Origin of the sequence: Arthrobacter sp. NicSoilB8 (genome assembly GCF_019977355.1) — a bacterium.
Taxonomy (GTDB): Bacteria; Actinomycetota; Actinomycetes; order Actinomycetales; family Micrococcaceae; genus Arthrobacter.
The window spans coordinates 1,656,653-1,678,571 of the sequence record NZ_AP024655.1 but is presented as its reverse complement, the minus strand read 5'-3'; the positions used below and the strand labels follow the sequence as shown (position 1 = coordinate 1,678,571).

The 21,919-nt window shown below is 69.1% G+C and carries 19 protein-coding genes; 6 read left to right on the top strand and 13 right to left on the bottom strand.

The features are described from left to right. Positions 1-37 precede the first annotated feature (37 nt). Positions 38-595 carry an adenine phosphoribosyltransferase gene (locus LDO15_RS07520; RefSeq protein ID WP_223985537.1) on the bottom strand — a complete coding sequence of 186 codons (558 nt, stop codon included), beginning with the start codon at positions 593-595 and terminating at the stop codon, positions 38-40. A 137-nt stretch (positions 596-732) separates the two neighbouring features. Between LDO15_RS07520 and LDO15_RS07515 the strand changes: the two genes are divergently transcribed. Continuing rightward, the gene (locus tag LDO15_RS07515) at positions 733-1,347 is read left to right on the top strand and encodes a GNAT family protein (RefSeq protein ID WP_223985535.1); all 615 of its coding nucleotides are present in this window, start codon (positions 733-735) and stop codon (positions 1,345-1,347) included. 4 nt (positions 1,348-1,351) lie between these two features. Here the strand turns inward: LDO15_RS07515 and LDO15_RS07510 are convergent, their stop codons facing one another. After that, positions 1,352-1,873 carry a hypothetical protein gene (locus LDO15_RS07510; protein WP_223985533.1) on the bottom strand — a complete coding sequence of 174 codons (522 nt, stop codon included), beginning with the start codon at positions 1,871-1,873 and terminating at the stop codon, positions 1,352-1,354. Positions 1,874-2,009: 136 nt separating this feature from the next. Further along, positions 2,010-2,810, bottom strand: coding sequence for a DNA-3-methyladenine glycosylase (locus tag LDO15_RS07505; RefSeq protein ID WP_223985531.1), 801 nt, complete (start codon positions 2,808-2,810; stop codon positions 2,010-2,012). 90 nt (positions 2,811-2,900) lie between these two features. On the opposite strand from LDO15_RS07505, the gene LDO15_RS07500 reads away from it, so the two are divergent. Both LDO15_RS07500 and LDO15_RS07495 read left to right on the top strand, forming a co-directional pair. Beyond that, positions 2,901-4,448, top strand: coding sequence for an AlkA N-terminal domain-containing protein (locus LDO15_RS07500; protein WP_223985529.1), 1,548 nt, complete (start codon positions 2,901-2,903; stop codon positions 4,446-4,448). Continuing rightward, complete coding sequence (locus tag LDO15_RS07495) at positions 4,445-4,963, top strand: methylated-DNA--[protein]-cysteine S-methyltransferase (protein WP_223985527.1); 519 nt, start codon at positions 4,445-4,447, stop codon at positions 4,961-4,963. The genes LDO15_RS07500 and LDO15_RS07495 overlap by 4 nt, the downstream gene beginning before the upstream one ends. Positions 4,964-5,117: 154 nt before the next feature. Here LDO15_RS07495 and LDO15_RS07490 read toward each other — a convergent pair whose 3' ends face one another. From LDO15_RS07490 to argC, 10 genes are all read right to left on the bottom strand, one after another. Further along, the gene (locus LDO15_RS07490; protein ID WP_223985524.1) at positions 5,118-5,855 is read right to left on the bottom strand and encodes a maleylpyruvate isomerase family mycothiol-dependent enzyme; all 738 of its coding nucleotides are present in this window, start codon (positions 5,853-5,855) and stop codon (positions 5,118-5,120) included. A 37-nt stretch (positions 5,856-5,892) separates the two neighbouring features. Beyond that, entirely contained in the window at positions 5,893-6,432 is a 540-nt protein-coding gene (locus LDO15_RS07485) for a pyridoxamine 5'-phosphate oxidase family protein (RefSeq protein WP_223985521.1), read from the bottom strand. 120 nt (positions 6,433-6,552) lie between these two features. Continuing rightward, a complete protein-coding gene (gene argH / locus LDO15_RS07480) occupies positions 6,553-8,040 on the bottom strand; it encodes an argininosuccinate lyase (RefSeq protein ID WP_223985518.1) in 1,488 nt (495 codons plus the stop codon). Further along, positions 8,037-9,242 (bottom strand): argininosuccinate synthase, encoded by a 1,206-nt coding sequence (locus LDO15_RS07475; protein WP_091249950.1) that lies wholly within the window; start codon positions 9,240-9,242, stop codon positions 8,037-8,039. The genes argH and LDO15_RS07475 overlap by 4 nt, the downstream gene beginning before the upstream one ends. A 112-nt stretch (positions 9,243-9,354) precedes the next feature. Further along, positions 9,355-9,885, bottom strand: a complete 531-nt coding sequence (locus LDO15_RS07470; protein WP_223985515.1) for an arginine repressor — start codon at positions 9,883-9,885, stop codon at positions 9,355-9,357. After that, entirely contained in the window at positions 9,885-10,898 is a 1,014-nt protein-coding gene (argF, locus tag LDO15_RS07465; protein ID WP_223987183.1) for an ornithine carbamoyltransferase, read from the bottom strand. The genes LDO15_RS07470 and argF overlap by 1 nt, the downstream gene beginning before the upstream one ends. A gap of 8 nt (positions 10,899-10,906) precedes the next feature. Continuing rightward, positions 10,907-12,220, bottom strand: coding sequence for an acetylornithine transaminase (locus LDO15_RS07460; RefSeq protein ID WP_223985512.1), 1,314 nt, complete (start codon positions 12,218-12,220; stop codon positions 10,907-10,909). Beyond that, the gene (argB, locus tag LDO15_RS07455; RefSeq protein WP_223985509.1) at positions 12,217-13,146 is read right to left on the bottom strand and encodes an acetylglutamate kinase; all 930 of its coding nucleotides are present in this window, start codon (positions 13,144-13,146) and stop codon (positions 12,217-12,219) included. Before argB ends, LDO15_RS07460 begins: the two co-directional genes overlap by 4 nt. A gap of 50 nt (positions 13,147-13,196) precedes the next feature. Beyond that, entirely contained in the window at positions 13,197-14,363 is a 1,167-nt protein-coding gene (gene argJ / locus LDO15_RS07450; RefSeq protein WP_223985506.1) for a bifunctional glutamate N-acetyltransferase/amino-acid acetyltransferase ArgJ, read from the bottom strand. After that, complete coding sequence (gene argC / locus LDO15_RS07445; RefSeq protein ID WP_223985503.1) at positions 14,360-15,391, bottom strand: N-acetyl-gamma-glutamyl-phosphate reductase; 1,032 nt, start codon at positions 15,389-15,391, stop codon at positions 14,360-14,362. Before argC ends, argJ begins: the two co-directional genes overlap by 4 nt. 255 nt (positions 15,392-15,646) lie before the next feature. On the opposite strand from argC, the gene LDO15_RS07440 reads away from it, so the two are divergent. From LDO15_RS07440 to LDO15_RS07430, 3 genes are all read left to right on the top strand, one after another. Beyond that, positions 15,647-16,750 carry an acyl-CoA desaturase gene (locus LDO15_RS07440; RefSeq protein WP_223985501.1) on the top strand — a complete coding sequence of 368 codons (1,104 nt, stop codon included), beginning with the start codon at positions 15,647-15,649 and terminating at the stop codon, positions 16,748-16,750. Between the two features lie 156 nt (positions 16,751-16,906). Further along, the gene (locus tag LDO15_RS07435) at positions 16,907-17,872 is read left to right on the top strand and encodes a quinone oxidoreductase (RefSeq protein ID WP_223985499.1); all 966 of its coding nucleotides are present in this window, start codon (positions 16,907-16,909) and stop codon (positions 17,870-17,872) included. 111 nt (positions 17,873-17,983) lie between these two features. Next, positions 17,984-21,916: a Pls/PosA family non-ribosomal peptide synthetase gene (locus tag LDO15_RS07430; RefSeq protein ID WP_223987180.1), complete on the top strand. Its 3,933-nt coding sequence runs from the start codon at positions 17,984-17,986 to the stop codon at positions 21,914-21,916. Positions 21,917-21,919: the final 3 nt, after the last annotated feature.

Below are 21,919 nucleotides of genomic sequence, written 5' to 3'. Positions count from 1 at the left end.
CCGACCCAGACCCAATGGTCCAGTCTCGCGGCGCCCGTTACAGCCGCAGCAGGGAACGGACGTTATGGCTGGCCAGGGCCGCACGGCCGCCGAGATCGTCCAGTTCCATGACCACGCCGACGCCGGCCACGTGAATGCCGCAGCGTTCGAACAGCCGTGCCGCGGCGCCGAGCGTGCCGCCGGTGGCGAGTACGTCGTCGAGAATCAGCACCCGGCTCCCGGGCGCGAGATCGGTCGTGTGCAGTTCGAGGGTGGCGGTGCCGTATTCCAGGGCGTAGTCCTCGGAGACGACGGCGCGCGGCAGCTTCCCGGCCTTCCGGACCGTGATCACACCGGTACCGGTGGCGTACGCGGCGGCGGCCGCGAGCAGGAACCCGCGGGCTTCGACCCCGGCGACGGCGTCGAACTGGCCCTTGAAAGGTTCGACGAGGGCCTCGACCACGGCCGCCAGGGCAGGCCCGTCGGCGAACACCGGGGTCAGATCCTTGAAGCTGATGCCGGGTTTGGGATAGTCCGGGATGGTGGCACACAGGCTGCTGATCAGTTGATCCACCGGTTGCGCTGATTTGGTCTGGTTTGGCTCGCTTAGATTCACCCGTCCACCTTACTGGCTGGTAGCCAGAGGGCCGCCGGCACCGCAGCAGCCCGGGCAACCTGGCGGTCACCAAATGTTCACTCGAGCGGCGCCGAATGCCACCGCCACGTCCACCCCGGCGGTGATTGAATGCTCCAATGCGACACGAAATCGTCCTCACCGGCCATGGGGTCCGCCTGGTTCCCCTCGCCCCGGAGCATGCGGCCGGTCTCTTTGATTTCGTGGATCCCGGCATGTGGGCAGGCCTGGCGGCACCGCTACCCGTGACCAGCGGCGAACTGGCCGCGCTCTTCCAGTCCAGGCTGGACGAACCCGCCACTATCCCTTTCGCCGTAACAGACGGACGCACCGGCGCCCTCCTCGGCACGACATCCTTCCGTGACTATGTCCCGTCGCAACAGCGGCTGGAAATCGGCGGGACTTTCTACGGACGGCAGTTCTGGGGCAGCCACGTCAATCCTGCGAGCAAGCACATGCTCCTCGCCTACGCCTATCAGGAACTGGGCATCCAGCGGGTGGCGTTCCGCTGCGACGCGCGCAACACTCGCAGCGCGACGGCGATTCAACGGCTCGGTGCCCGGTTCGAGGGGGTGCTCCGCGGCCACCGCGCGGCGCCCGACGGAGGCCGTGCGGACACCGCCGTGTTCTCGATCCTCGCGGACGAGTGGCCGCAAGTCCGCGAAGATCTCCGGCGCCGCCTCGCCCCGTTCGCCGTCGGCGCCGACCGTGCGTTCGGCACGTTCGCCGCCTAGGTCCCTACACCTCTGCCGGGGACGGCCCGGCATCGCCGTCCGGTTGCGGGGACCGCAGGAGTTCGTTCGCGAGCCCGTAGGAAACGACGTCGAGCGCTTTCCTGAGCGCCCGCTCGGCGGCGAAGCGACCGGCCGCCACCGCACTTAGCCGGTGGTAGTCTTCCGCCCATCCGGACCGGTGAAACCTGTCGGCGTCGCCATGCAGGAGCCGACCGTAGAGAACGTCCTCGAAGAGGTCATGGTCGCCATCACTCTCGGCGAGCCCCGCCATCAGCGCCGGGCGGCCCCGGATCATCTCGTTCGTGAACAACGTGGCCGCTTCCTTCGTGCCCTCCGTCAACCGCGGGTCCGCCGAGTAATTGCACAGGCGCAGGGCACGCACCACGAGTTTGAGTGAAACGTGTTCATCAGGAACGATGAATTTGCGCAGAAGTGCCGCCCGGAAAAGCTCGACCCAGTGCCGGCGCTCCCCCTCGGCCGGGTCGTCGGGGACAGGCCCGCCACCAGGTGTGAACAGCTCAACCATGCGGAAGTACTCCGTGGCCAGCTGCGCAAAAATCTCTAGCCTTTCCAGCTCGCTGCCTGGTTTTCCGCGTTTCCCCTCGCCCATAATGCTTCATCATCCCCTACCGCGGGTGCCCGGCATCAGAAGGGGAGTCGTGCTACGTACCGCCGGTGTCTAGCGCCTTTCCCGCATCTGGCGCCTTTGCCGTTTTTGGTGCCTTTGTCGTGTTTGGCGCCTTTCCCGCGGGTGCCTGCTTGGCCGCCTTGTAGCGGGAGACGGTCGGGTCGCCGGTCAGCCAGAACCGCCAGGGGTAGTCGTGGCTGCCGCCAGCGCCGGAGACGCCGACGCGCGGACCCGAGCTGATGCCCGCGCCGGACGTGTCGGGCAGGTTTGCGGGCAGTTCCAGCCGGAACGGCGCGGCGAGGGCATCCCGTCCGCTGTCCGCCGTCGTCAGCCCCAGCGCAGTGGCAAGCCGGGCAGGCCCGCTCGCCAGGTCGTTGTCGGATTTCGACGCCGGGCGCCTCGCCCTGGCCAGCTCCTGTCCGGCAACCACTTCGCCGGCCCGCAGCAGCACCGCCGACGCCACGCCGTCGGGCCCGCAGACGATGTTGGCACAGTGGTGCATCCCGTAGGTGAAATAGACATAGAGATGGCCGGCCGGTCCGAACATCGGCGCATTCCGGGCCGTCTGGCCGCGGAAGGTGTGGGAGCCGGGGTCAGGGTGCAGAGAATCGTGCGGACCCAGGTACGCCTCCACTTCGGTGATCCGCACGGAGACGGAGCCGTCGCGCCCGGCGTGCGTCAGCACAGCCCCGAGAAGCAGCGGCGCCACGTGCCGGGCATCCGCCGAGAGCAGCTCCCGGAGCGACGCTGCCGTGCCTGATTCCGGGCCTGATAGTGTGCCTGACTCCGCGCCCGGGGTGGCGCCAGACGGGGCAGGACGCGCGCTGGGAGTCATGTTCAGACTTTAACAAACACCTGCCGGACGTCCCACGGCCGTGTCCGAATTCCGCTAGCAGGTGCCCGGCGAAGCTGGCAGGATGGGGTCATGGACTTCTGGCAGCGCTACCGGGCAATCGACGCCCGCGACACCCGTTTCGACGGGCAGTTCTATACCGCTGTCCGGACCACCGGCATTTACTGCCGGCCCTCATGCCCCGCCCGGACGCCCAAGGCGGACAACGTCACGTTCTACGAAACCTCCGCCGCCGCGCACGACGCCGGCTACCGGGCTTGCAAGCGCTGCCTGCCGGAGGCCGTCCCCGGAACGCCGGCCTGGAACGTGCGATCGGACATCGCCGGCCGCGCCATGCGGCTGATCAACGACGGCGTGATTAACCGCGACGGTGTCGAGGGGCTGGCGTCCCGGCTGGGCTACTCCTCGCGCCAGCTCAACCGGATCCTGAGCCACGAACTCGGTGCCGGTCCGCTGTCCCTGGCGCGGGCGAGCCGGGCCCAGACCGCCCGGACCCTGCTGGTCTCCACCGCAATGAAGGTCTCGGACATCGCCTTCGCCGCAGGTTTCAGCAGCGTGCGCCAGTTCAACGAGACCATCGGCGAGGTCTTTGCCATGACGCCCTCCGCGCTGCGGGCCACGGCCCGGCATCACCGCGCTCCTGCGGCGACCACGGCGCTCACCCTCAACCTGCCGTACCGGGAACCATTCGATCCCGGCGTGTTCGACTTCCTGGCCGTCCGGGCCATCCCCGGGATCGAGGAAGGCACGTCCACTTCGTACGCCCGGACCCTGAGGCTGACCCACGGCGATGCCCGGTTCCGCGTGGATTACGACGCCGGCACGGCCGGGCGTCCGCTGGCGCTGACCATCGGGGCTGTGGACCTGAGGGACCTGGCAGCCCTGCTGAGCAGGGTCCGGCGCCTGCTGGACCTCGACGCCGACCCCGTCGCCATCGATGCCGCCCTCGCCGCCGATCCCCGCCTCGCCGCAGCGGTGGCACGCACGCCGGGCATGCGGATGCCCGGCGCCGTTGATCCGCAGGAGCTGTTGATCCGGGCCATGATTGGCCAGCAGATCACGGTGGCCGCCGCGCGGACCGCCCTGGCCCAGCTTTCCGCGGCCGGCAGCGAGAGCCTGGTCCCCGACGACGGCCTCCACCGGCTGTTTCCGACGGCGGCGCAGATCGCGGAGACCGGCTTCGAACTGCTCCGCGGCCCGAAGCGGCGGATTGATGCCGTCCGCGGCGCCGCGGCGGCGATGGCCACCGGGGACCTGGACTTCGGCTACGGCGATGACCTGCGGGGCCTGGAGGCAAAGCTCCTGCCGCTGGCCGGCGTCGGGCCGTGGACCGTGGGCTACGTCGCGATGCGGGTCATCGGCGCCCCGGACGTGTTCCTGGCCAACGACGCCGCGGTCCGCAACGGCATCCGGTCGCTGACCCAAGCACCGGACGGCGCCGCCCTGACCCCCGATTTCCGTGAAGTCAGCCCTTGGCGCTCCTATGCCACGATGCACCTTTGGCGCGCGGCGGCGGCTGCCCAGGCCGCGGCGCGCACGCCATCCCTCACTCCGACACAGGCTCCTAAAAAGGCTCCTAAAAAGGCTCCGATAAAGACTCCGAAGAAAGCGACACCATGAAAGCCCAGTTGTTGACCATGTCCACCCCGGACGGTCCCTTCACCATCATTGCCCGTGACGGTTCCGTGCTCTCATCGGGCTGGACCGCCGTCCCGGGCGAGCTGACCGGGCAGATCCACGCGGACCTGCTGCCGGCCGAATTCGAAACGGTCACCGGCCTCGGCGCCATCTCCGACGCGGTCGAGGCGTTCTACTCCGGTGATCCGGAACCGGCCATGGGGGTGGCCGTGCTGCAAAAATCCGGCCCCTTCCGCAGCCACGCTTGGGACGTGCTCCGCACGGTCGCGCCGGGGCGCCCCGTGACCTACACGGAGTATGCGGAACTCTCCGGCAACGCCAAGGCCGTCCGCGCGGCAGCCAGTGCCTGCGCCTTCAACGCGGCGGCCCTTTTCGTGCCATGCCACCGGGTCATCCGCACCGACGGGACGCTGGGCGGCTTCCGCTGGGGGCTGGCCGTCAAAGGCAGCCTGCTCGACCGGGAACGCGAACTCGCCCTCGCCGCGGCGCGGCCCTAGGGTGCGCGGCACTTGGGTGGCGCCGCGTTAGGTTTTGCGCGGCCTTAGGTTTGCGCGGCACTTGGGTGGCGCGGCGTTAGGACGCGGCCTGGTACCAGGCCCGGCGAAGGGCCGGCAATAGGCGCCCAAGCCCGCCAGGAATACCGTGGGCCGCCTAGTTGTTGACGGGCACTCCGGCAGGCCAGGGCAGCAGTTCCGGGAGGTCGACGCCGTCGGCCGCTGCCGTGGCGCGCAGGCTCCCGAGGGTGGGCGTGCGCCCGGCGAGCCAGGCGGCGATATCGGTGATCATGCCGCTGATAACGGTGGAACGCCCTCCGCTTCCGATTCCCCGGCCGGGCAGGCCCAGCGGCTGGAGCACAAACCGCTGGCCGTCCGGCACCCGTGCGGAGAGGAAATCGAAAAGATGCTCGCAGAAGGGCCGGCTCCAGGTCTCCGGTCCGCGGCCGGTGCCGAGGTCGGTGGCATGGATCACGAGTTCGCGCCACAGCGCCAGGCCGCCGTCGAACACGACTCCTCCGCGGTAGCTGATGGGCACGCGCCAGCCCGACTCATCGAGGGAGTCGAAGGCACGCAGCGCCCTTTCCAACGATGCTTCGAGGTCTGCCCGGTGTTCCGCGAGGCTGTGGCCGGCAGCCATGTCGATGGCGCGGGTGCGGCCGTCATAGCCGCCGTCGTAGAGCTCAATGGTCTCACCGCGGGCCGCAAATTCGAGCTGGCGGGCCATTGCGGTGGCGATGCCGCAGATGTGGGCCAGCACGTGCCCGCGGGTCCAGCCGGGCAGTTCCGACGGCGCCTTGATGTCCTCTTCCGAGAACGAGGCAGTAATCGCGGCCACGGCGTCGGCGGCCCGGTGCAGTTCGTCCCGGAGCTTCTCTGGTGTGATTGCGGTCATAACGCCCATCCTAACGGAGCCGATGGATTAACCATGGTTAACTGAACGGACCCTGATTAGCGGGGGTGTAGCGGTGCCGGATGTGCCGTCGGTCATGCCGTGCCTGCCAGAATTCGATCTCCCGCGGACGCACCGCGTAAAGCTGCCAGCCGGGGTTCTCGCTGCCGTCCGCGCCGGGCCGCGCATGCCAGTCCGCGGCCGAGGCCTCGGCGGACAACTCCACGACGGCCCCGGCCACCCGGACCTGGCGTCCCTGCTGCTGCCAGAAGAAATTCAGTGCGGCGTGCGGGTTGGCCGCGAGCTCGTGTCCCTTGCGGGAATCCCGGGACGTGGCGAAATGCCAGCCCTCGGCGTCGATGTCCTTGAGGATCAGCATCCGTGACGACGGCCGGCCGTGCCCGTCGGCCGTGGCCAGGCTGCAGGCGTTGGGCTGCGGTACTCCGGCGTCCAGGGCTTCGGCGAGCCACAGCCGGAAGAGTTCCGCAGGGTCCGCGGGGGCCGTGGCCGGGTCAAAGTCCGGGAGGCGCTCGGGGAAATCGGGCAGGGCACGCAGCAACTGGCGGAACGTTTCGCTCATGCACCCACTTTAAACACCGCGAGTTGGCATTTCGCGGCAGTGTCGTTCGACGACACTGCCGCGAAGTGCTGCCTCGCGGGGCATCCGCCCCCTCGCGCGGGGCGGGGCCCTGGCTGGGTCCTAGCCCGCGTACTCGCGGACGCCGTCGAGCTCGGCCGCAAGGGCCAGCAGCTGGCGTTCGACGGCGGCCGGTGCCGTGCCGCCCTGGGAGTTCCGGCTGTTGAGCGAGCCTTCGGTGGACAGGACCGTGCGGACCTCCGGCGTCAGGTGCTCCGAGATGGCCGCGTATTCCTCATCCGTCAGGTCCCAGAGCTCGACGCCGCGGCTTTCGGCCTGCTTGACCGCGGCCCCGGAGAGCTCGTGCGCCTCACGGAACGGAACGCCCTGACGGACCAGCCATTCAGCAATGTCCGTGGCCAGCGCGAAGCCCTGAGGTGCCAGGGATTCCATCCGCTCGGTGTTGAACTTCAGGGTCGCGATCATGCCGGAGACAGCCGGAAGCAGGACTTCCAGGGTGTCGGCGGCGTCGAAGACCGGTTCCTTGTCCTCCTGCAGGTCGCGGTTGTACGCGAGCGGCAGGCCCTTGAGCGTGGCCAGGAGCCCGGTCAGGTTGCCGATCAGCCGGCCGGCCTTGCCGCGTGCAAGCTCGGCCACGTCCGGGTTCTTCTTCTGCGGCATGATCGAGGAGCCGGTGGAGTAGGAATCGTGCAGAGTGACGAAGGAGAACTCCTTCGTGGCCCACAGGATGACTTCCTCCGACACCCGGGACAGGTCCACGCCGATCATGGCCGTGATCCAGGCGAATTCGGCGAAGACGTCGCGGGAGGCGGTGCCGTCGATCGAGTTGTGCGTGGCCGAGAAGAAGCCCAGTTCCGCGGCCACGGCTTCCGGGTCCAGGCCCAGAGAGGAACCGGCAAGGGCGCCGGAGCCGTAGGGCGATACCCCGGCGCGCTTGTCCCAGTCGGCCAGCCGCTGCACATCGCGCAGCAGCGCCCAGGCGTGGGCCAGCAGGTGGTGGCTGAGCAGCACCGGCTGGGCGTGCTGGAGGTGGGTGCGGCCCGGCATGGCCACACCCTGGTGGGCCTTGGCCTGCTCCACGAGCGCATCGATCGTGGCGAGCACGCCGCGGGCGATGATCCGGGCGTGGTCACGCAGGAACATCCGGCCCAGCGTGGCCACCTGGTCGTTGCGGGACCGGCCGGCACGGAGCTTGCCGCCCAGCTGGGTGCCGGCGCGCTCGATCAGTCCGCGCTCCAGCGAGCCGTGCACGTCCTCATCGGATTCCGCGGGCAGGTATGCGCCGGAGGCGACGTCCTCGTCCAGCTGCGTCAGGGCGGCAAGCATGCCTTCCAGTTCGGCGTCGTCCAGCAGCCCGGCCTTGTGCAGCACGCGGGCGTGCGCCTTGGACCCGGCGATGTCGTAGCGGGCCAGCCGCCAGTCAAAGTGCGTGGACTTGCTCAGCGCCGCGAGGGCGTCCGCGGGGCCGCCGGCGAACCGGCCGCCCCACAGCGCGCCTTCATTTGTGGCGGACCTCGTCCCCGGGCGCACCCCAGCCTCGCTTCGCTCGGCCGGGGACCCCTGCGCCCGTGGGCCCTGCTGCTGACTCACTTTCCTGCGACGCGGATGTCGCGGCCGGAGGCAACCTTGGCGGACATGCCCCACAGCTCGATGAAGCCGCGCGCCATGGACTGGTCGAAGGTGTCGCCGGTGTCGTACGTGGCGAGGTCGAAGTCGTAGAGCGAGGTCTCGGAGCGGCGTCCGTTGACGATCGCCTGGCCGCCGTGCAGGACCATGCGGATGTCGCCGGAGACGTAGCGCTGGGTGTCTTCGATGAAGGCGTCGAGGGAGCGCTTGAGCGGGGAGAACCACTGGCCGTCGTAGACCAGCTCGGCCCAGCGCTGGCCGACCGTGGCCTTGAAGCGGGCCTGCTCGCGCTCGATCGTGATGTCCTCGAGGTGCTTGTGGGCCGTGATCAGGGCCATGGCACCGGGGGCCTCGTAGATTTCGCGGGACTTGATGCCGACCAGGCGGTCCTCGACGACGTCAATCCGGCCGACGCCCTGGGCGCCGGCACGGCGGTTGAGTTCCTTGATGGCCTGCAGCGGCGTGACCTTGACGCCGTCGATCGCGACCGGCACGCCGGCCTCGAAGGAGATGGTGACTTCATCCGGTGCCGGCGGGAATTCCGGGGTGGCGGTGTAGTCGTAGATGTCCTTGGTGGGGGCGTTCCAGATGTCCTCGAGGTAGCCGGTCTCGACGGCGCGGCCCCAGACGTTCTGGTCGATCGAGTACGGGTTCTTCTTCGTGGTCTCGATCGGCAGTCCCTTTTCCTCGGCGAAGGCGATGGCCTTGTCGCGGGTCAGGGCGAGGTCGCGGACCGGGGCGATGCACTTCAGGTCCGGGCCGAGGGTCTGGATGCCGACCTCGAAGCGGACCTGGTCGTTGCCCTTGCCGGTGCAGCCGTGGGCCACGGTGGTGGCACCGAATTCGCGGGCCGCCTTGACCAGGTGCTTGACGATCACCGGGCGGGAGATGGCGGAGACCAGCGGGTAGTGGCCCTGGTAGAGGGCGTTAGCCTTCAGCGTGGGGACGCAGTACTCGTTGGCGAACTCGTCGCTGGCGTCGGCGACGTAGGCCTCGACGGCGCCGCAGCCCAAGGCGCGCTGGCGGATGGTTTCCAGCGATTCGCCGCCCTGTCCGACGTCGACCGCCACGGCGATGACCTCGGCGCCGGTGGCTTCACCGATCCAGCCGATGGCTACGGAAGTATCCAGGCCACCGGAGTAGGCCAGAACAATACGCTCAGTCACTTCAAATGCTCCTTAGTTGTTTGGTGATGCTGCAAGTCTGGGAAAAATCTGTCTGTTGCAAGCCTGTCACAAGCCCGGTGGGACCGGTCCCTTGAAAGGCTCAGGGTGTGGCTTATTGGCCGGCTTCCTCGGCGAACTGCAGGAAGCGGGCGGCGACGTCCGCGCCGCCCAGGGGATCCCGGGTGACCAGGAGGACGGTGTCGTCCCCCGCGATGGTGCCCAGGATGGAGGGCATCACGGAGTGGTCGATCGCGAGGGCCAGGAAGTTCGCGGCGCCCGGCGGGGTCCTGAGCACCACGAGGTTGGCTGAAGCCTCGGCGGTGACCAGCAGTTCCCCGCACAGCCGGCTCAGCCGGGCATCGAGGATTTCCTGCGTGACGCCGCTCTTGGCCCCGCGTTCGCCGCCCTCCCCCGGGACGGCGTAGACGAGCACGCCGTCCTTGCCGCGGACCCGGACCGCGCCGAGTTCCACGAGATCGCGGGAGAGCGTGGCCTGGGTGACCTGCACGCCGTCGTCCGCGAGCAGCGCCGCGAGTTCGGCCTGTGAGCGTACGGATTCGCCGGTCAGAATCGCCGTGATCCGCGCCTGCCGGGCCGTCTTGGTGGCCGGGCTGGCCCCCGGAGAGGCTGGCTGGACGGACATCAGGCCAAGCCGTCCACCGGTGCCGGCCCATCGACTGGCGCGAGCCCGTCAACAACAGCCAGGCCGGAGCGGTGCATAAGCCAGGCCATGAGCGCCTTCTGGGCGTGGAGCCGGTTTTCGGCCTCGTCCCAGACCACGGACTGCGGGCCGTCAATGACGTCCGCGGCGATCTCGTAGCCCCGGTAGGCCGGCAGGCAGTGCAGCACGACGGCGTCCGGCGCCGCGAGCTTCATCGCGTCTGCGTCCACGGAATAGTTGCGGAAGAGGTTCATCCGCGCTTCCTTCTCCGCCTCCTGGCCCATGGACACCCAGGTGTCGGTTGCGACGACGTCGGCGCCGAGGAGGGCCTCGGCGGCATCGATCGTCACCAGCACCGAGCCGCCGGTCTCCGCGGCCCGGTCCTCGGCGGCGGCGACGATCTCCGGGGACGGCAGGTACCCGTCCGGGCCGGCGACACGGACGTTCATGCCCGCTGTGACACCGGCCAGCAGATAAGAGTTGGCCATGTTGTTGGCGGAGTCACCCAGGTAGGCCATGGTCAGGCCCTTGAGCCCGCCCTTGTGCTCCTTGACGGTCAGGAGGTCGGCAAGGAGCTGGCACGGGTGGTAGTCATCGCACAGGGCGTTGATGACCGGGACGCGCGAGTTTGCGGCCATCGCGACGAGCCCCGCGTGCGCACCAGTGCGCCACACGATGGTGGACACCATGCGTTCAAGCACTTTGGCGGTGTCCTCGACCGATTCCTTGTGGCCGATCTGCGCCTCACCGGGGTTGATGATGAGCGCGTTGCCGCCCATGTCCGCGATGCCGGTGGCGAAGGAGACCCGGGTCCGGGTGGAGGTTTTGTCGAAGATGACAGCCACGGTCTGGCGGCCGCTGGCCGCCGCGGCGAAGGGCTGCACGCTGTACGGCGCGGCCTTCATCCGGACGGCAAGCTCAAGGACCTCGGCCTGTTCGGCCGGGCTCAGGTCCGTGTCCTTCAGGAAGTGGCGGGTAGGAACTGAAACGGTCACGGGGGCGCTCACTTGGTGTCCTTTGCAGTCTGGAGGAGGGCGGGCAGCGCGGCCAGGAAGCGGTCGGCCTGCCCGGCGGTCAGGATCAGCGGCGGTGCCAGCCGGATCGTGTGCGGGCCCGGGCTGTTGACGATGAACCCGGCGTCGAGGCCGGCAGCAACAACGCCCGGGGCGACGTCGGCGTCGAGGTCGAAACCGATCAGCAGCCCCTCGCCGCGGACCTCGGTCACGCCGTCGATTCCGGCGAGTCCGGCGCGCAAGTGCTCCCCGACGGCCCGGACGTGGGCCAGGACGTCCTGGTTTTCGAGGACGTGCAGGGTGGCGAGGGCGGCCGCGGTGGCCACCGGGTTGCCGCCGAACGTGGTCCCGTGCTGGCCGGCGGTCAGCAGCGCGGACGTTTCCGGGCCGAACGTCACAAGGGCGCCGATCGGGAAGCCGCCGCCCAGGCCCTTGGCGAGCGTCACGGCGTCGGGCACGATCCCGGCGTCCTCACTGGCCAGCCACTTGCCGGTGCGGCCGATGCCGGTCTGGACCTCGTCGAGGATCAGCAGGGCGCCGGCAGCGCTCGTGGCCTCGCGGGCAGCCTTAAGGTAGCCGGCGGGCAGCGGCCGGACGCCGGCCTCGCCCTGGATCGGTTCGAGGAAGACGGCTGCCGTGGTCTCGTCCACCGCGGCGCGGAGTGCCTCGATGTCACCGAACGGGACATGCACGACGCCGCCGGGCAGCGGCTCGAACGGCGCCCGGTACGCCTCTTTCGCGGTGAGCGCGAGGGCGCCCATGGTGCGCCCGTGGAACGCGCCTTCGAGCGCGATGATCTTGGTGCGCGGCTTGACTGCGCTCTCCGCGTCAGTGCTGTCCGCGTCAGCGGAGTGGCTGGAGCCAATGTTCCGGCGCGCCAGCTTGAAGGCCGCCTCGACGGCCTCGGTGCCGGAGTTGGTGAAGAACACCTTCGAGCCTGCCGGCGCCTTGGACAGTTCCAGTATCTTCTCGGCCAGGGCAATCTGGGTGGGGCTTGTGAAGAAGTTGGAGACGTGGCCCAGGGTGGCCAGCTGGCTGGAGATCACCGACGTCACGAACGGGTGGGCGTGACCGAGGGCATTCACCGCGATCCCGCCGAGCAGGTCCAGATACTCCTTGCCGTCGGCGTCCCACACTAGGCAGCCGGCGCCGCGGACCAGGACCCGCTGCGGGGTGCCAAAGACGCCCAGCAGCGAGGAGGAGTAGCGGGAGAGCCACTCGGCTCCGCTGCTGTGCGAGTGGACAAGCTCCCCTACGGGAGAGTGTTCAAGATCAGTGGAGGGTGCTATTTCGATCTGGTTCATTTGCTTTCCTCGTCGGGGACGACCTGGGTACCGATGCCCGCGGTCGTGAAGGTTTCCAGGAGCATCGAGTGAGGCAGCCGGCCGTCCACGATGTGGGCTCGTTCGACGCCGTCGTCAATCGCTTTCAGGCAGGCCGCCATCTTCGGGATCATGCCGGACTCAAGGCGCGGCAGCATCTCGCGCAGCTCCGAAGCCGTCAGCGACGAGATCAGCGATGACCTGTCCGGCCAGTTGGCGTACAGGCCTTCGACATCGGTCAGGATGACCAGCTTGGATGCACCCAAGGCCGACGCGACCGCAGCCGCTGCCGTGTCCGCGTTGACATTGAGTACCTGCCCGGTGGTGGAACCGTCTGCGGAGATCTCCGGGGCAACAGTGGAAACCACCGGGATCCGGCCGGCCGCGAGGATGTCCACGATCCCTTCCGGGTTGACGCCCACCACTTCCCCGACCAACCCCAGGTCCACTTCTTCGCCGTCCACCACGGTGCCGGTGCGGACGGCGCGGAGCAGTCCCCCGTCTTCACCGGACATGCCGACGGCGTACGGGCCGTGCGAGTTGATCAGGCCCACGAGTTCACGTCCCACCTGGCCGGTGAGGACCATCCGGACGACGTCCATGGCCTCGGGCGTGGTGACGCGCAGGCCGCCCTTGAACTCGGACTCGATCCCGAGCCGGCTGAGCATGGCGTTGATCTGCGGGCCGCCGCCGTGCACCACCACGGGGTGTATACCGACGTGGTGCAGGAAGACGACGTCCTCGGCGAAAGCGCGGCGGAGCTCGTCATTGACCATGGCGTTGCCGCCGTACTTGATCACCATGGTGGTGCCGGCAAAGCGCTGGATCCAGGGCAGTGCCTCGATCAGCGTGGCGGCTTTGTCCCGGGCGTCGGACATGGAAGTGGTCTCGCGGGTCTGGGTGTTCATGCGGTCCGTCCTAACTGTTCGTCCTTACTGGTCGTCCTTCCCGCGGGGGGTCAGCTCGAGTAGGCGCTGTTTTCGTGGACGTAGTCGTGCGTGAGGTCGTTCGTGAGGATCGTGGCCTCGGCCTCGCCGGCCTGCAGGTCGATTTCGACCAGGACCTCGCGCGGCTCCAGGTCCACGAGGTTCCGGTCATCGCCGATGCTGCCGTTGCGGCAGATCTGCACGCCGTTCATGGACACATTGAGCTGGTCCGGATCGAATGCCGCGTCGGTGGTGCCGACGGCGGAGAGCACGCGGCCCCAGTTCGGGTCCTTGCCGAAGATCGCGGTCTTGAACAGGTTGGAGCGGGCGACGGCGCGGCTGACGATCTCGGCGTCCCGCTCGCTCGCGGCGTTGAACGTCCGGATTGCGATGTCGTGGCTGGCGCCCTCGGCGTCGCCGATCAGTTTGCGGGCCAGTTCGGCGCAGACCTGGGTCAGCCCGGCGCCGAAATCGACGGCGGACGGCACGGCGCCGGAGGCTCCCGACGCCAGGAGCACCACGGTGTCGTTGGTGGACATGCAGCCGTCGGAGTCCGCGCGGTCGAAAGTGACCCGGGTGGCGTCGCGGAGGACGACGTCGAGCATTTCCGGCTGGACGTCGGCGTCGGTGGTGAGGACCACCAGCATGGTGGCGAGGCCCGGGGCCAGCATGCCGGCGCCCTTGGCCATGCCGCCGATGGTGAACTCCTTGCCCTCGGCGTCCGTACCGGTGAAAACGGCCTGCTTGGACACGGAGTCCGTGGTCATGATCGCGGTGGCTGCCGCCGGACCGCCGTCGGCGGCCAGAGCGGCAGTGGCGGAGCCGATCCCGGCGAGGATCTTGTCCATGGGCAGCTGCTCGCCGATCAGGCCGGTGGAACACACTACGACGTCGGTCGCGGAGGCGCCCAGCGCTTCGGCGGTCTTCTCCGCGGTGGTGTGCGTGTTCTGGAAGCCTTGGGGTCCGGTGCAGGCGTTGGCTCCGCCGGAGTTGAGGATGACGGCGTCCACGCGGCCGTCCTTGACCACCTCGCGGGACCAGTGCACGGGGGCCGCGGCGACCCGGTTGGAGGTGAAGACCGCGGCGGCGGCCTTGGCCGGGCCGTCGTTGACCACGAGGGCCAGGTCCGGCTTGCCGGAGGCCTTGAGGCCGGCCGTGACCCCGGCGGCGCGGAATCCCTGCGGTGCGGTGATGCTCACGGTGCGACTCCCTGAAGGTTGAGGCCGGCGGTTTCCGCCAGGCCGAGGGCAATGTTCATGGACTGCACGGCCCCGCCGGCGGTTCCCTTGGTCAGGTTGTCGATGGCGCAGCACACGATCACGCGGCCCGTGTGCTCATCGAAGGCAAGCTGCATGACTGTGTGGTTCGAACCCTGGACCGACTTGGTGGAGGGCCAGTGGCCTTCGGCGAGCAGGTGGACGAACGGTTCGTCGTCGTAGGCCTCGCTCCAGGCGCGGCGCAGCTCCCCGGCGGTGACTCCCTCACGAATCTTGGCTGTCGCCGTCGTGAGGATGCCCCGGCTCATCGGCGCCAGCGTGGGCGTGAAGGACACGGTGACCGGAGAGTTCAGGGCCTTGGAGAGCCCCTGTTCAATCTCCGGGGTGTGCCGGTGTCCGCCGCCCACGCCGTAGGGGCTCATGGAGCCCATGACCTCGGCGCCGATCAGGTTCACCTTGGCGGCCTTGCCGGCCCCCGAGGTGCCGGACGCGGAGACGATGACGACGTCGTCGCCCTGCAGCAGGTGATTGCTGAAGCCGGGCGTGAGGGCAAGGAGGGCCGACGTCGGATAGCAGCCCGGGACGGCGATCCGGGTGGCGCCGCGGAGGGCCTCACGCTGGCCGGGCAGTTCCGGCAGGCCGTAGGGCCAGGTTCCGGCGTGCGCGGAGCCGTAGAACTTCTGCCAGGCCTCGGGGTCCTCGAGGCGGTGGTCCGCGCCGGCGTCGATCACCAGCGTCCCGGCGGGCAGCTTGGCCGCAATCTCCGCGGACGCCCCGTGCGGAAGCGCCAGGAACACGACGTCGTGCCCGGCCAGGTTATCCACCGTGGTGTCTTCGAGGATCCGGTCCGCCAGGCCATGGAGATGCGGCTGCAATTCCCCTAGTCTGGAACCGGCGTTGCTGTGGGCCGTGATGGCGCCGATCGTGACGTCGGGGTGACCGGCGAGGAGCCGCAGGACCTCGCCGCCGGCATAACCGCTCGCCCCGGATACGGCAACAGAAATAGTCATAAGCACGACTATACAGCAAGAGTATGCATAGATGCCGATATTTATGCATCGATGGTGCTTTGTCCGATTTGGGTCCGGTGCTGTCCTGTGTCCGGGATTTGGGCCGCCTTCCGGAATTGCGCCGGCAGAGGATTCCGTTGCGGAGCGGCGGTCCGGATAAACCGGGGGCGTATGCTGGGTGGAGGGTGATCCAGACCGTGCAGCTGCGAATGTCAGTTGCAGCGTTGCCCGTAACAGTGACGAGGCCAGCGCTCTATGACCGCCACTTCCACCCTTTCCACCCAAACGCCGGCGCGTCCGCCATCGCGCGTCCGCCAGCCCAACGCCGTCGTCCTGAGCTATTCGGAACTCCTGAAAAGCGTCAAGACGGCCGGCCTCCTCGAGCGGCGTGTCGGTTTCTACGTCACCGTCTTCGCCAGCCTCGTGCTGCTGATGGCCGCCACCTGGTTCGGGTTCGCGCTGATCGGTGACAGCTGGTTCCAGCTCCTCATCGCGGCCGCCCTGGGCATCCTGTGCACCCAGCTGAGCTTCCTGGCCCACGAGGCCGGGCACCGGCAGATCTTCGCCTCCCGCCGCGCCAACGACTGGGCCGCACGGCTGCTCGCCACGTCCGTGGCCGGCATCAGCTACTCCTGGTGGGAGCAGAAGCACGGCGCACACCACAACCACCCGAACGTCATCTCCAAAGACCCGGACATCGCGCCCGGCCCCATCGCCTTCCACCCCGAGGCCGTCGCCGACCGCAAGGGGCGTTTCGCTTTCCTGACCCGCAAGCAGGGCTGGTTCTTCTTCCCGCTGCTGTTCCTGGTGGGCCTGGGACTCCAGATCGATTCCGTGAAATTCATCGTCCGCCGGGCCAAGGTCACGCACCGCTGGGTCGAAATCCCGATCCTCGCGGTCCGGCTCAGCCTGCTGCCGGCGCTGGCCTTCTCCTTCCTCCCCCTGGGCATGGCGTTCGCCTTCATCGGCGTGCAGCTGGCCGTGTTCGGCTTCTACATGGGTGCGTCCTTCGCACCCAACCACAAGGGCATGCCGGTCCTGCCGGCGGACAGCCGGGTGGACTTCTTCAGCCGCCAGGTCCTGACGTCCCGGAATATCTCGGGCGGCCGTTTCATGGACATCCTGCTCGGCGGCCTCAACCGCCAGGCGGAACACCACCTCTTCCCGGACATGGCCCGGCCCCAGCTGGACAAGGCCGCCAAGATCGTCCGCGAGTACTGCGCCAAGCACCAGGTTCCGTACACGGAAACCACGCTGATGCAGTCCTACGCCATCATTGTCCGTTACCTCAACGACGTTGGACTCGCCGCGGGACGCCACTTCGAATGCCCCATGGCGACCGTCACCCGCCGCTACTAGCCGCGCTCCTGCCGGCCCGTGCACCGGCGGGGACACGCCGGTGCCGAACGCATCACGTGACGGCTAGTTACGAACGGCCCCTTCATGGTTGTTGCCGGTGTCCCTAGGATGGTCCCAGGGACCGGGACAGAATTCCCCGCCCGGAAAAGGAGCCACATGATGCACGCAATCGTCGCCAGCCGGGCTGGGGGCCCCGAGGTCCTGGAGCTCGACGAGACCGCCCGCCCCGTTCCCGGGCCGGGCCAGCTGTTGGTCAAGGTCGCCGCCGCGGGCGTGAACTTCATCGACACCTACAAGCGCAGCGGCGTCTACAAGGTCAGCTACCCCTTCACTCCCGGCTCCGAGGCCTCGGGCACCATCGAGGAAATCGGCGACGGCGTCACCGGGTTCACCCCCGGCGAACGGGTGGCTACCGCGGAAGGCATCAACTGCTACGCCGGCTATGCCCTCGTCGACGAGGACAAGGCACTCCCGGTTCCGGACGGCCTGGACGATCTCACCGCCGCGGCGCTGCCGCTTCAGGGCGTGACCGCCCACTACCTCATCAATTCGACCTTCAAGGTCGAGCCCGGCCACACGGTGCTGCTCCATGCCGGCGCCGGCGGCGTGGGCCTCCTCCTGATCCAAATGCTCAAGGCCAAGGGCGCCCATGTCATCACCACCGTTTCAACGGACGCCAAGGAGCAGCTGGCCCGCGAGGCCGGCGCCGACCACGTCCTGCGCTACGACGGTTTCGCGCAGCGTGTCCGGGAGCTGACGAACGGCACCGGCGCGGACGTGGTGTACGACGGCGTCGGGAAAGACACCTTCGATTCCTCCCTGGCCTCGCTGCGCATCCGGGGCATGCTGGTGCTCTTTGGCGGGGCATCCGGCCCGGTTCCGCCCTTCGACCCGCAGCGGCTCAACGCCGGCGGCTCCCTCTACCTCACGCGCCCGACCATGGGCCACTACCTTCGCGACGCCCGGGAGCGCCGCTGGCGCTCCGATGAGGTTTTCGCCGCCGCGGCCGAAGGCAGCCTCAAGGTCAGGATCGGCGCCCGCTACTCCCTCGCCGAGGCGGCCCGGGCCCACGATGACCTCGAACAGCGCCGCACCACCGGCAAAGTCATCCTGATCCCCTAACCTCTGCGGTCCCCTGGGCCGCGGCAACACCATCCGTTCATCTCCTGCAGGGACAATGCGCCAGTGACCGAGCAACGACTGACCCAGAGCGAAGCCCCCGAGACCGGCACGGTGCAGAGCCTTCAGGTGGCCGGCGCCGCCGTGTACGCGCCCCAGCTGCCGGGCGCGCTGTCCGCTCCGCCGGAGCGGACGCTCATCGACCTCCTGCGCGAAACTGCTGCCCGGTTCCCGGATGCTTCCGCGCTCGACGACGGCCACCGCTCGCTCAGCTACGCCCAGCTCATGCACGAAGTCCGGGCAACCGCGCGGAAACTGCACATGGCCGGGCTGGGTGCCGGCGACAAGATCGGTGTCCGGATCCCGTCCGGTACCAACGAGCTCTACGTCTCGATCCTAGCGGTGCTGCTGGTCGGCGCTGCCTACGTCCCGGTCGACGCCGACGATCCGGATGAGCGGGCCAAACTGGTCTTCGGCGAGGCCAGGGTCGCCGGAATCCTTCGCGCCGGCGGGAAGATCGTCACGGACAGCAAACGCCCCCGGCCTTTCCCCGGTGCCCGGCCGGCCGGCCCGGACGACGACGCCTGGGTCATCTTCACCTCCGGCTCCACCGGCACCCCCAAGGGCGTTGCCGTCCAGCACCGCTCGGCCGCCGCGTTCGTGGACGCGGAAGCCCGCCTCTTCCTGCAGGGCGAGCCGATAGGCCCGCAGGACCGGGTGCTGGCCGGATTGTCGGTTGCCTTCGATGCCTCCTGCGAGGAAATGTGGCTCGCGTGGCGGCACGGCGCGTGCCTCGTTCCGGCACCCCGGGCGCTGGTCCGGACCGGCATGGACCTCGGCCCCTGGCTCATCAGCCACGGCATCACTGTGGTCTCCACAGTCCCCACGCTCGCCGCGCTCTGGCCCGTCGAGTCGCTGGAAAGCGTCCGGCTGCTCATCTTCGGCGGGGAGGCATGCCCGCCGGACCTTGCCGAACGGCTGGCCGTCGAGGGCCGCGAAGTGTGGAACACCTACGGCCCCACTGAGGCCACGGTGGTTGCGTGCGCCGCGCGGCTGGGGACGCCGGGGCCCATCCGGATCGGCCTGCCGTTGGACGGCTGGGACCTCGCCGTCGTCGACTCCGACTCAGTGCCCGTCGCCGAAGGCGCCGTGGGCGAACTGATCATCGGCGGCGTGGGCCTGGCCCGCTACCTCGACCCGGTCAAAGATGCGGAAAAATACGCCCCCATGCCGTCGCTGGGCTGGGCGCGGGCCTACCGTTCCGGCGACCTCGTCAAGTATGAGGCCGAGGGCCTCATCTTCCAGGGCCGCGCCGATGAGCAGGTCAAGCTCGGCGGGCGCCGGATCGAACTGGGTGAAATCGACGCCGCCCTGCAGTCGCTGCCGGACGTCGCCGGCGCCGCGGCCGCGGTGCAGACGACCGCCGCGGGCAACCAGATCCTGGTCGGCTACCTGGCGGCCGTGTCGGGCCGGGACATCGATCTCGCCACAGCGCGCGAACTGCTGGGCGAAAGCCTGCCGGCGCCGCTCATCCCGCTCCTGACGCTCGTGGAGTCGCTGCCGACCAAGACCAGCGGCAAGGTGGACCGCCACTCCCTGCCGTGGCCGTTGAGCGGAACCGGAGCCGCCGAGGCAGAAGGTGCCCCGCTGAACCTGCCGGACGACGCGCAGTGGATCGTGGAGCAGTGGAGCGCCGTGCTGGGAAGCCCCGTCACGAGCCTCGACGCGGATTTCTTCGCCTACGGCGGAGGGTCGCTGGCCGCTGCGCAGCTCGTGTCCGCCCTGCGCGTGCGCTACCCCACCATCACCGTGGCCGACATTTACGCGACACCCCGGGTGGGCGCCCTGGTGGACGCGGCCCGGCAGTCGCTGCCCGAGGGCGGCGCAGTTCCCGCGCAGGAGCGCACCGTCCGGCCCACGGCCCGGAAGTCCCAGGCCTTCCAGACGCTCATGGGCGTCCCCTTGCACATCCTCGTCGGCATGCGCTGGCTGACCTACCTGATGGCCGCCAACAACCTCCTGGCAGCCTTCGCCGGATTCAGCGCCGCGCCCACAATCTCCTGGTGGTGGGTCGGGGCATCCTGGCTCGTCTTTGTCAGCCCCGCCGGGCGGATGATGCTCTCCATCGCCGCCGCCCGCATCCTGCTCCGCAACGTTGTGCCGGGCACGTACCCGCGATCCGGGCGGGTGCACATCCGGCTCTGGCTCGCCGAACAGATCCAGGACCTCGCCGGCGCTATCAGCCTGGCCAGTGCGCCCTGGGTGCCCTACTACGCCAAGGCCCTCGGGGCCCAGATCGGCGAGAACGTCCAGCTCCACTCGCTCCCGCCGGTCACGGGGCTGCTTTCCCTGGGTGCCGGTTCCAACATCGAGCCGGAGGTCGATCTGTCCGGCTGGTGGATCGACGGCGACCGCGTCCACATCGGCGCCATCCGGATTGGCGCGGGCGCCAGCATTGGAGCCCGCAGCACGCTCATGCCGGGAGCCATCGTGGGGGCCGGAGCACAGGTGGAGCCGGGATCTGCGGTGATCGGCAAGGTCAAAGCCGGGCAGCTGGTGGCAGGGTCACCGGCCGAACGCCGCGGCAAGGCCCGGCACTCGTGGCCGGACTCCCCCGCCGAACACCGGTTCATCGGCCGGTTGTGGTTCGCCGGGTTCGCCGCGGCATCCGCCCTCCTGTCGCTCATCCCCTACGTCTCCGCCGCCGCCGCGGCCCTCGTGATTTTCGCGTTCATCCGGGGCAGCTCGTCCCTGTCCGCCGCCCTGCCCGGACTCGTTCTCTCAGTCCCCCTGGCGGCGCTGGTGTGGTTCCTGACCAACCTGCTCCTGGTCCTGGCCACCACGCGGCTCCTCAGCATCGGCCTGGCAGAAGGCTACTACCGGGTCCGGAGCCGGATCGGATGGCAGGTGTGGGCCACAGAGCGGGTGCTGGACCTGGCCAGGGACCTGCTGTTCCCGATCTACGCCAGCCTCTTCACCCCGGTCTGGCTCCGCCTCCTCGGCGCGAAGGTCGGCCGCAACGTGGAGGCCTCGACGGTGCTGCTGATTCCCCGGATGACCACCGTCGGGGAGGGCGCGTTCCTGGCCGACGACACCATGGTGGCATCCTACGAACTGGACGGCGGCTGGATGCGGATTGCGCCAGCCAAGATCGGTAAACGCTCCTTCCTGGGCAATTCGGGCATGACGGCGGCAGGACGGAATGTGCCCAAGAACTCTCTCGTGGCCGTCCTCTCCGCCACGCCGGCCAAGGCGAAGGCCGGGACGTCGTGGCTGGGCAGCCCGCCGGTACGGCTGCGGCGCACCGCCATCGCCTCCGATGACACGCGGACGTACCAGCCGCCCGCGAGACTGAAGGTCGCGCGCACCTTGTGGGAGCTGTGCCGGTTCGTCCCGGTCATGCTGACAGTCGCAATCGCCGTCGGCGTGTTGGTCGCGTTTGACGCTCTCGCGACACTCTTCAACTATGGAGTGGCCGCGGTCCTGGGCGGGGTGGTGGTGCTGCTTGCGGGCGCCACGGCCGCGGCCAGTGCGGTGGCGGCCAAGTGGCTGCTGGTGGGCCGCATACACGCCGGCGAGCACCCGCTCTGGAGCTCCTTCATCTGGCGGAACGAGGTGGTGGACACCTTTATTGAGATGGTCAGTGCGCCGTGGTTCGCGCGCGCGGCCACGGGTACCCCGGCCATGGTCTGGTGGCTGCGGGCCCTCGGCGCGAAAATCGGCACGGGGACCTGGTGCGAAAGCTACTGGCTGCCCGAGGCGGACCTGGTCACCCTGGGCAGGAATTCGACCGTTAACCGCGGGTGCGTCGTCCAAACCCATCTGTTCCATGACCGTGTCATGAGCATCGACACTGTTACCCTCGATGACGGAGCCACCATGGGACCGCACGGCGTCATCCTGCCCCAGGCCAGGATCGGCAGCGGCGGCACGGTGGGGCCGGCGTCCCTCGTCATGCGGGGCGAAACCGTCCCCGCCGGGACGTACTGGATGGGCAACCCGGTCAGCCCGTGGGACGGGCCGACACCGCCCGCCAAACCCCGGTAGGCC

Excerpts from the sequence above, each read along its gene's own strand:
- LDO15_RS07515 (WP_223985535.1), top strand. The coding sequence starts at position 733 with ATGCGACACGAAATCGTCCTCACCGGCCATGGGGTCCGCCTGGTTCCC.
- LDO15_RS07510 (WP_223985533.1), bottom strand. The coding sequence starts at position 1,873 with ATGGTTGAGCTGTTCACACCTGGTGGCGGGCCTGTCCCCGACGACCCG.
- LDO15_RS07505 (WP_223985531.1), bottom strand. The coding sequence starts at position 2,810 with ATGACTCCCAGCGCGCGTCCTGCCCCGTCTGGCGCCACCCCGGGCGCG.
- LDO15_RS07500 (WP_223985529.1), top strand. The coding sequence starts at position 2,901 with ATGGACTTCTGGCAGCGCTACCGGGCAATCGACGCCCGCGACACCCGT.
- LDO15_RS07495 (WP_223985527.1), top strand. The coding sequence starts at position 4,445 with ATGAAAGCCCAGTTGTTGACCATGTCCACCCCGGACGGTCCCTTCACC.
- LDO15_RS07490 (WP_223985524.1), bottom strand. The coding sequence starts at position 5,855 with ATGACCGCAATCACACCAGAGAAGCTCCGGGACGAACTGCACCGGGCC.
- LDO15_RS07485 (WP_223985521.1), bottom strand. The coding sequence starts at position 6,432 with ATGAGCGAAACGTTCCGCCAGTTGCTGCGTGCCCTGCCCGATTTCCCC.
- LDO15_RS07470 (WP_223985515.1), bottom strand. The coding sequence starts at position 9,885 with ATGTCCGTCCAGCCAGCCTCTCCGGGGGCCAGCCCGGCCACCAAGACG.
- LDO15_RS07460 (WP_223985512.1), bottom strand. The coding sequence starts at position 12,220 with ATGAACCAGATCGAAATAGCACCCTCCACTGATCTTGAACACTCTCCC.
- argB (WP_223985509.1), bottom strand. The coding sequence starts at position 13,146 with ATGAACACCCAGACCCGCGAGACCACTTCCATGTCCGACGCCCGGGAC.
- argC (WP_223985503.1), bottom strand. The coding sequence starts at position 15,391 with ATGACTATTTCTGTTGCCGTATCCGGGGCGAGCGGTTATGCCGGCGGC.
- LDO15_RS07440 (WP_223985501.1), top strand. The coding sequence starts at position 15,647 with ATGACCGCCACTTCCACCCTTTCCACCCAAACGCCGGCGCGTCCGCCA.
- LDO15_RS07435 (WP_223985499.1), top strand. The coding sequence starts at position 16,907 with ATGATGCACGCAATCGTCGCCAGCCGGGCTGGGGGCCCCGAGGTCCTG.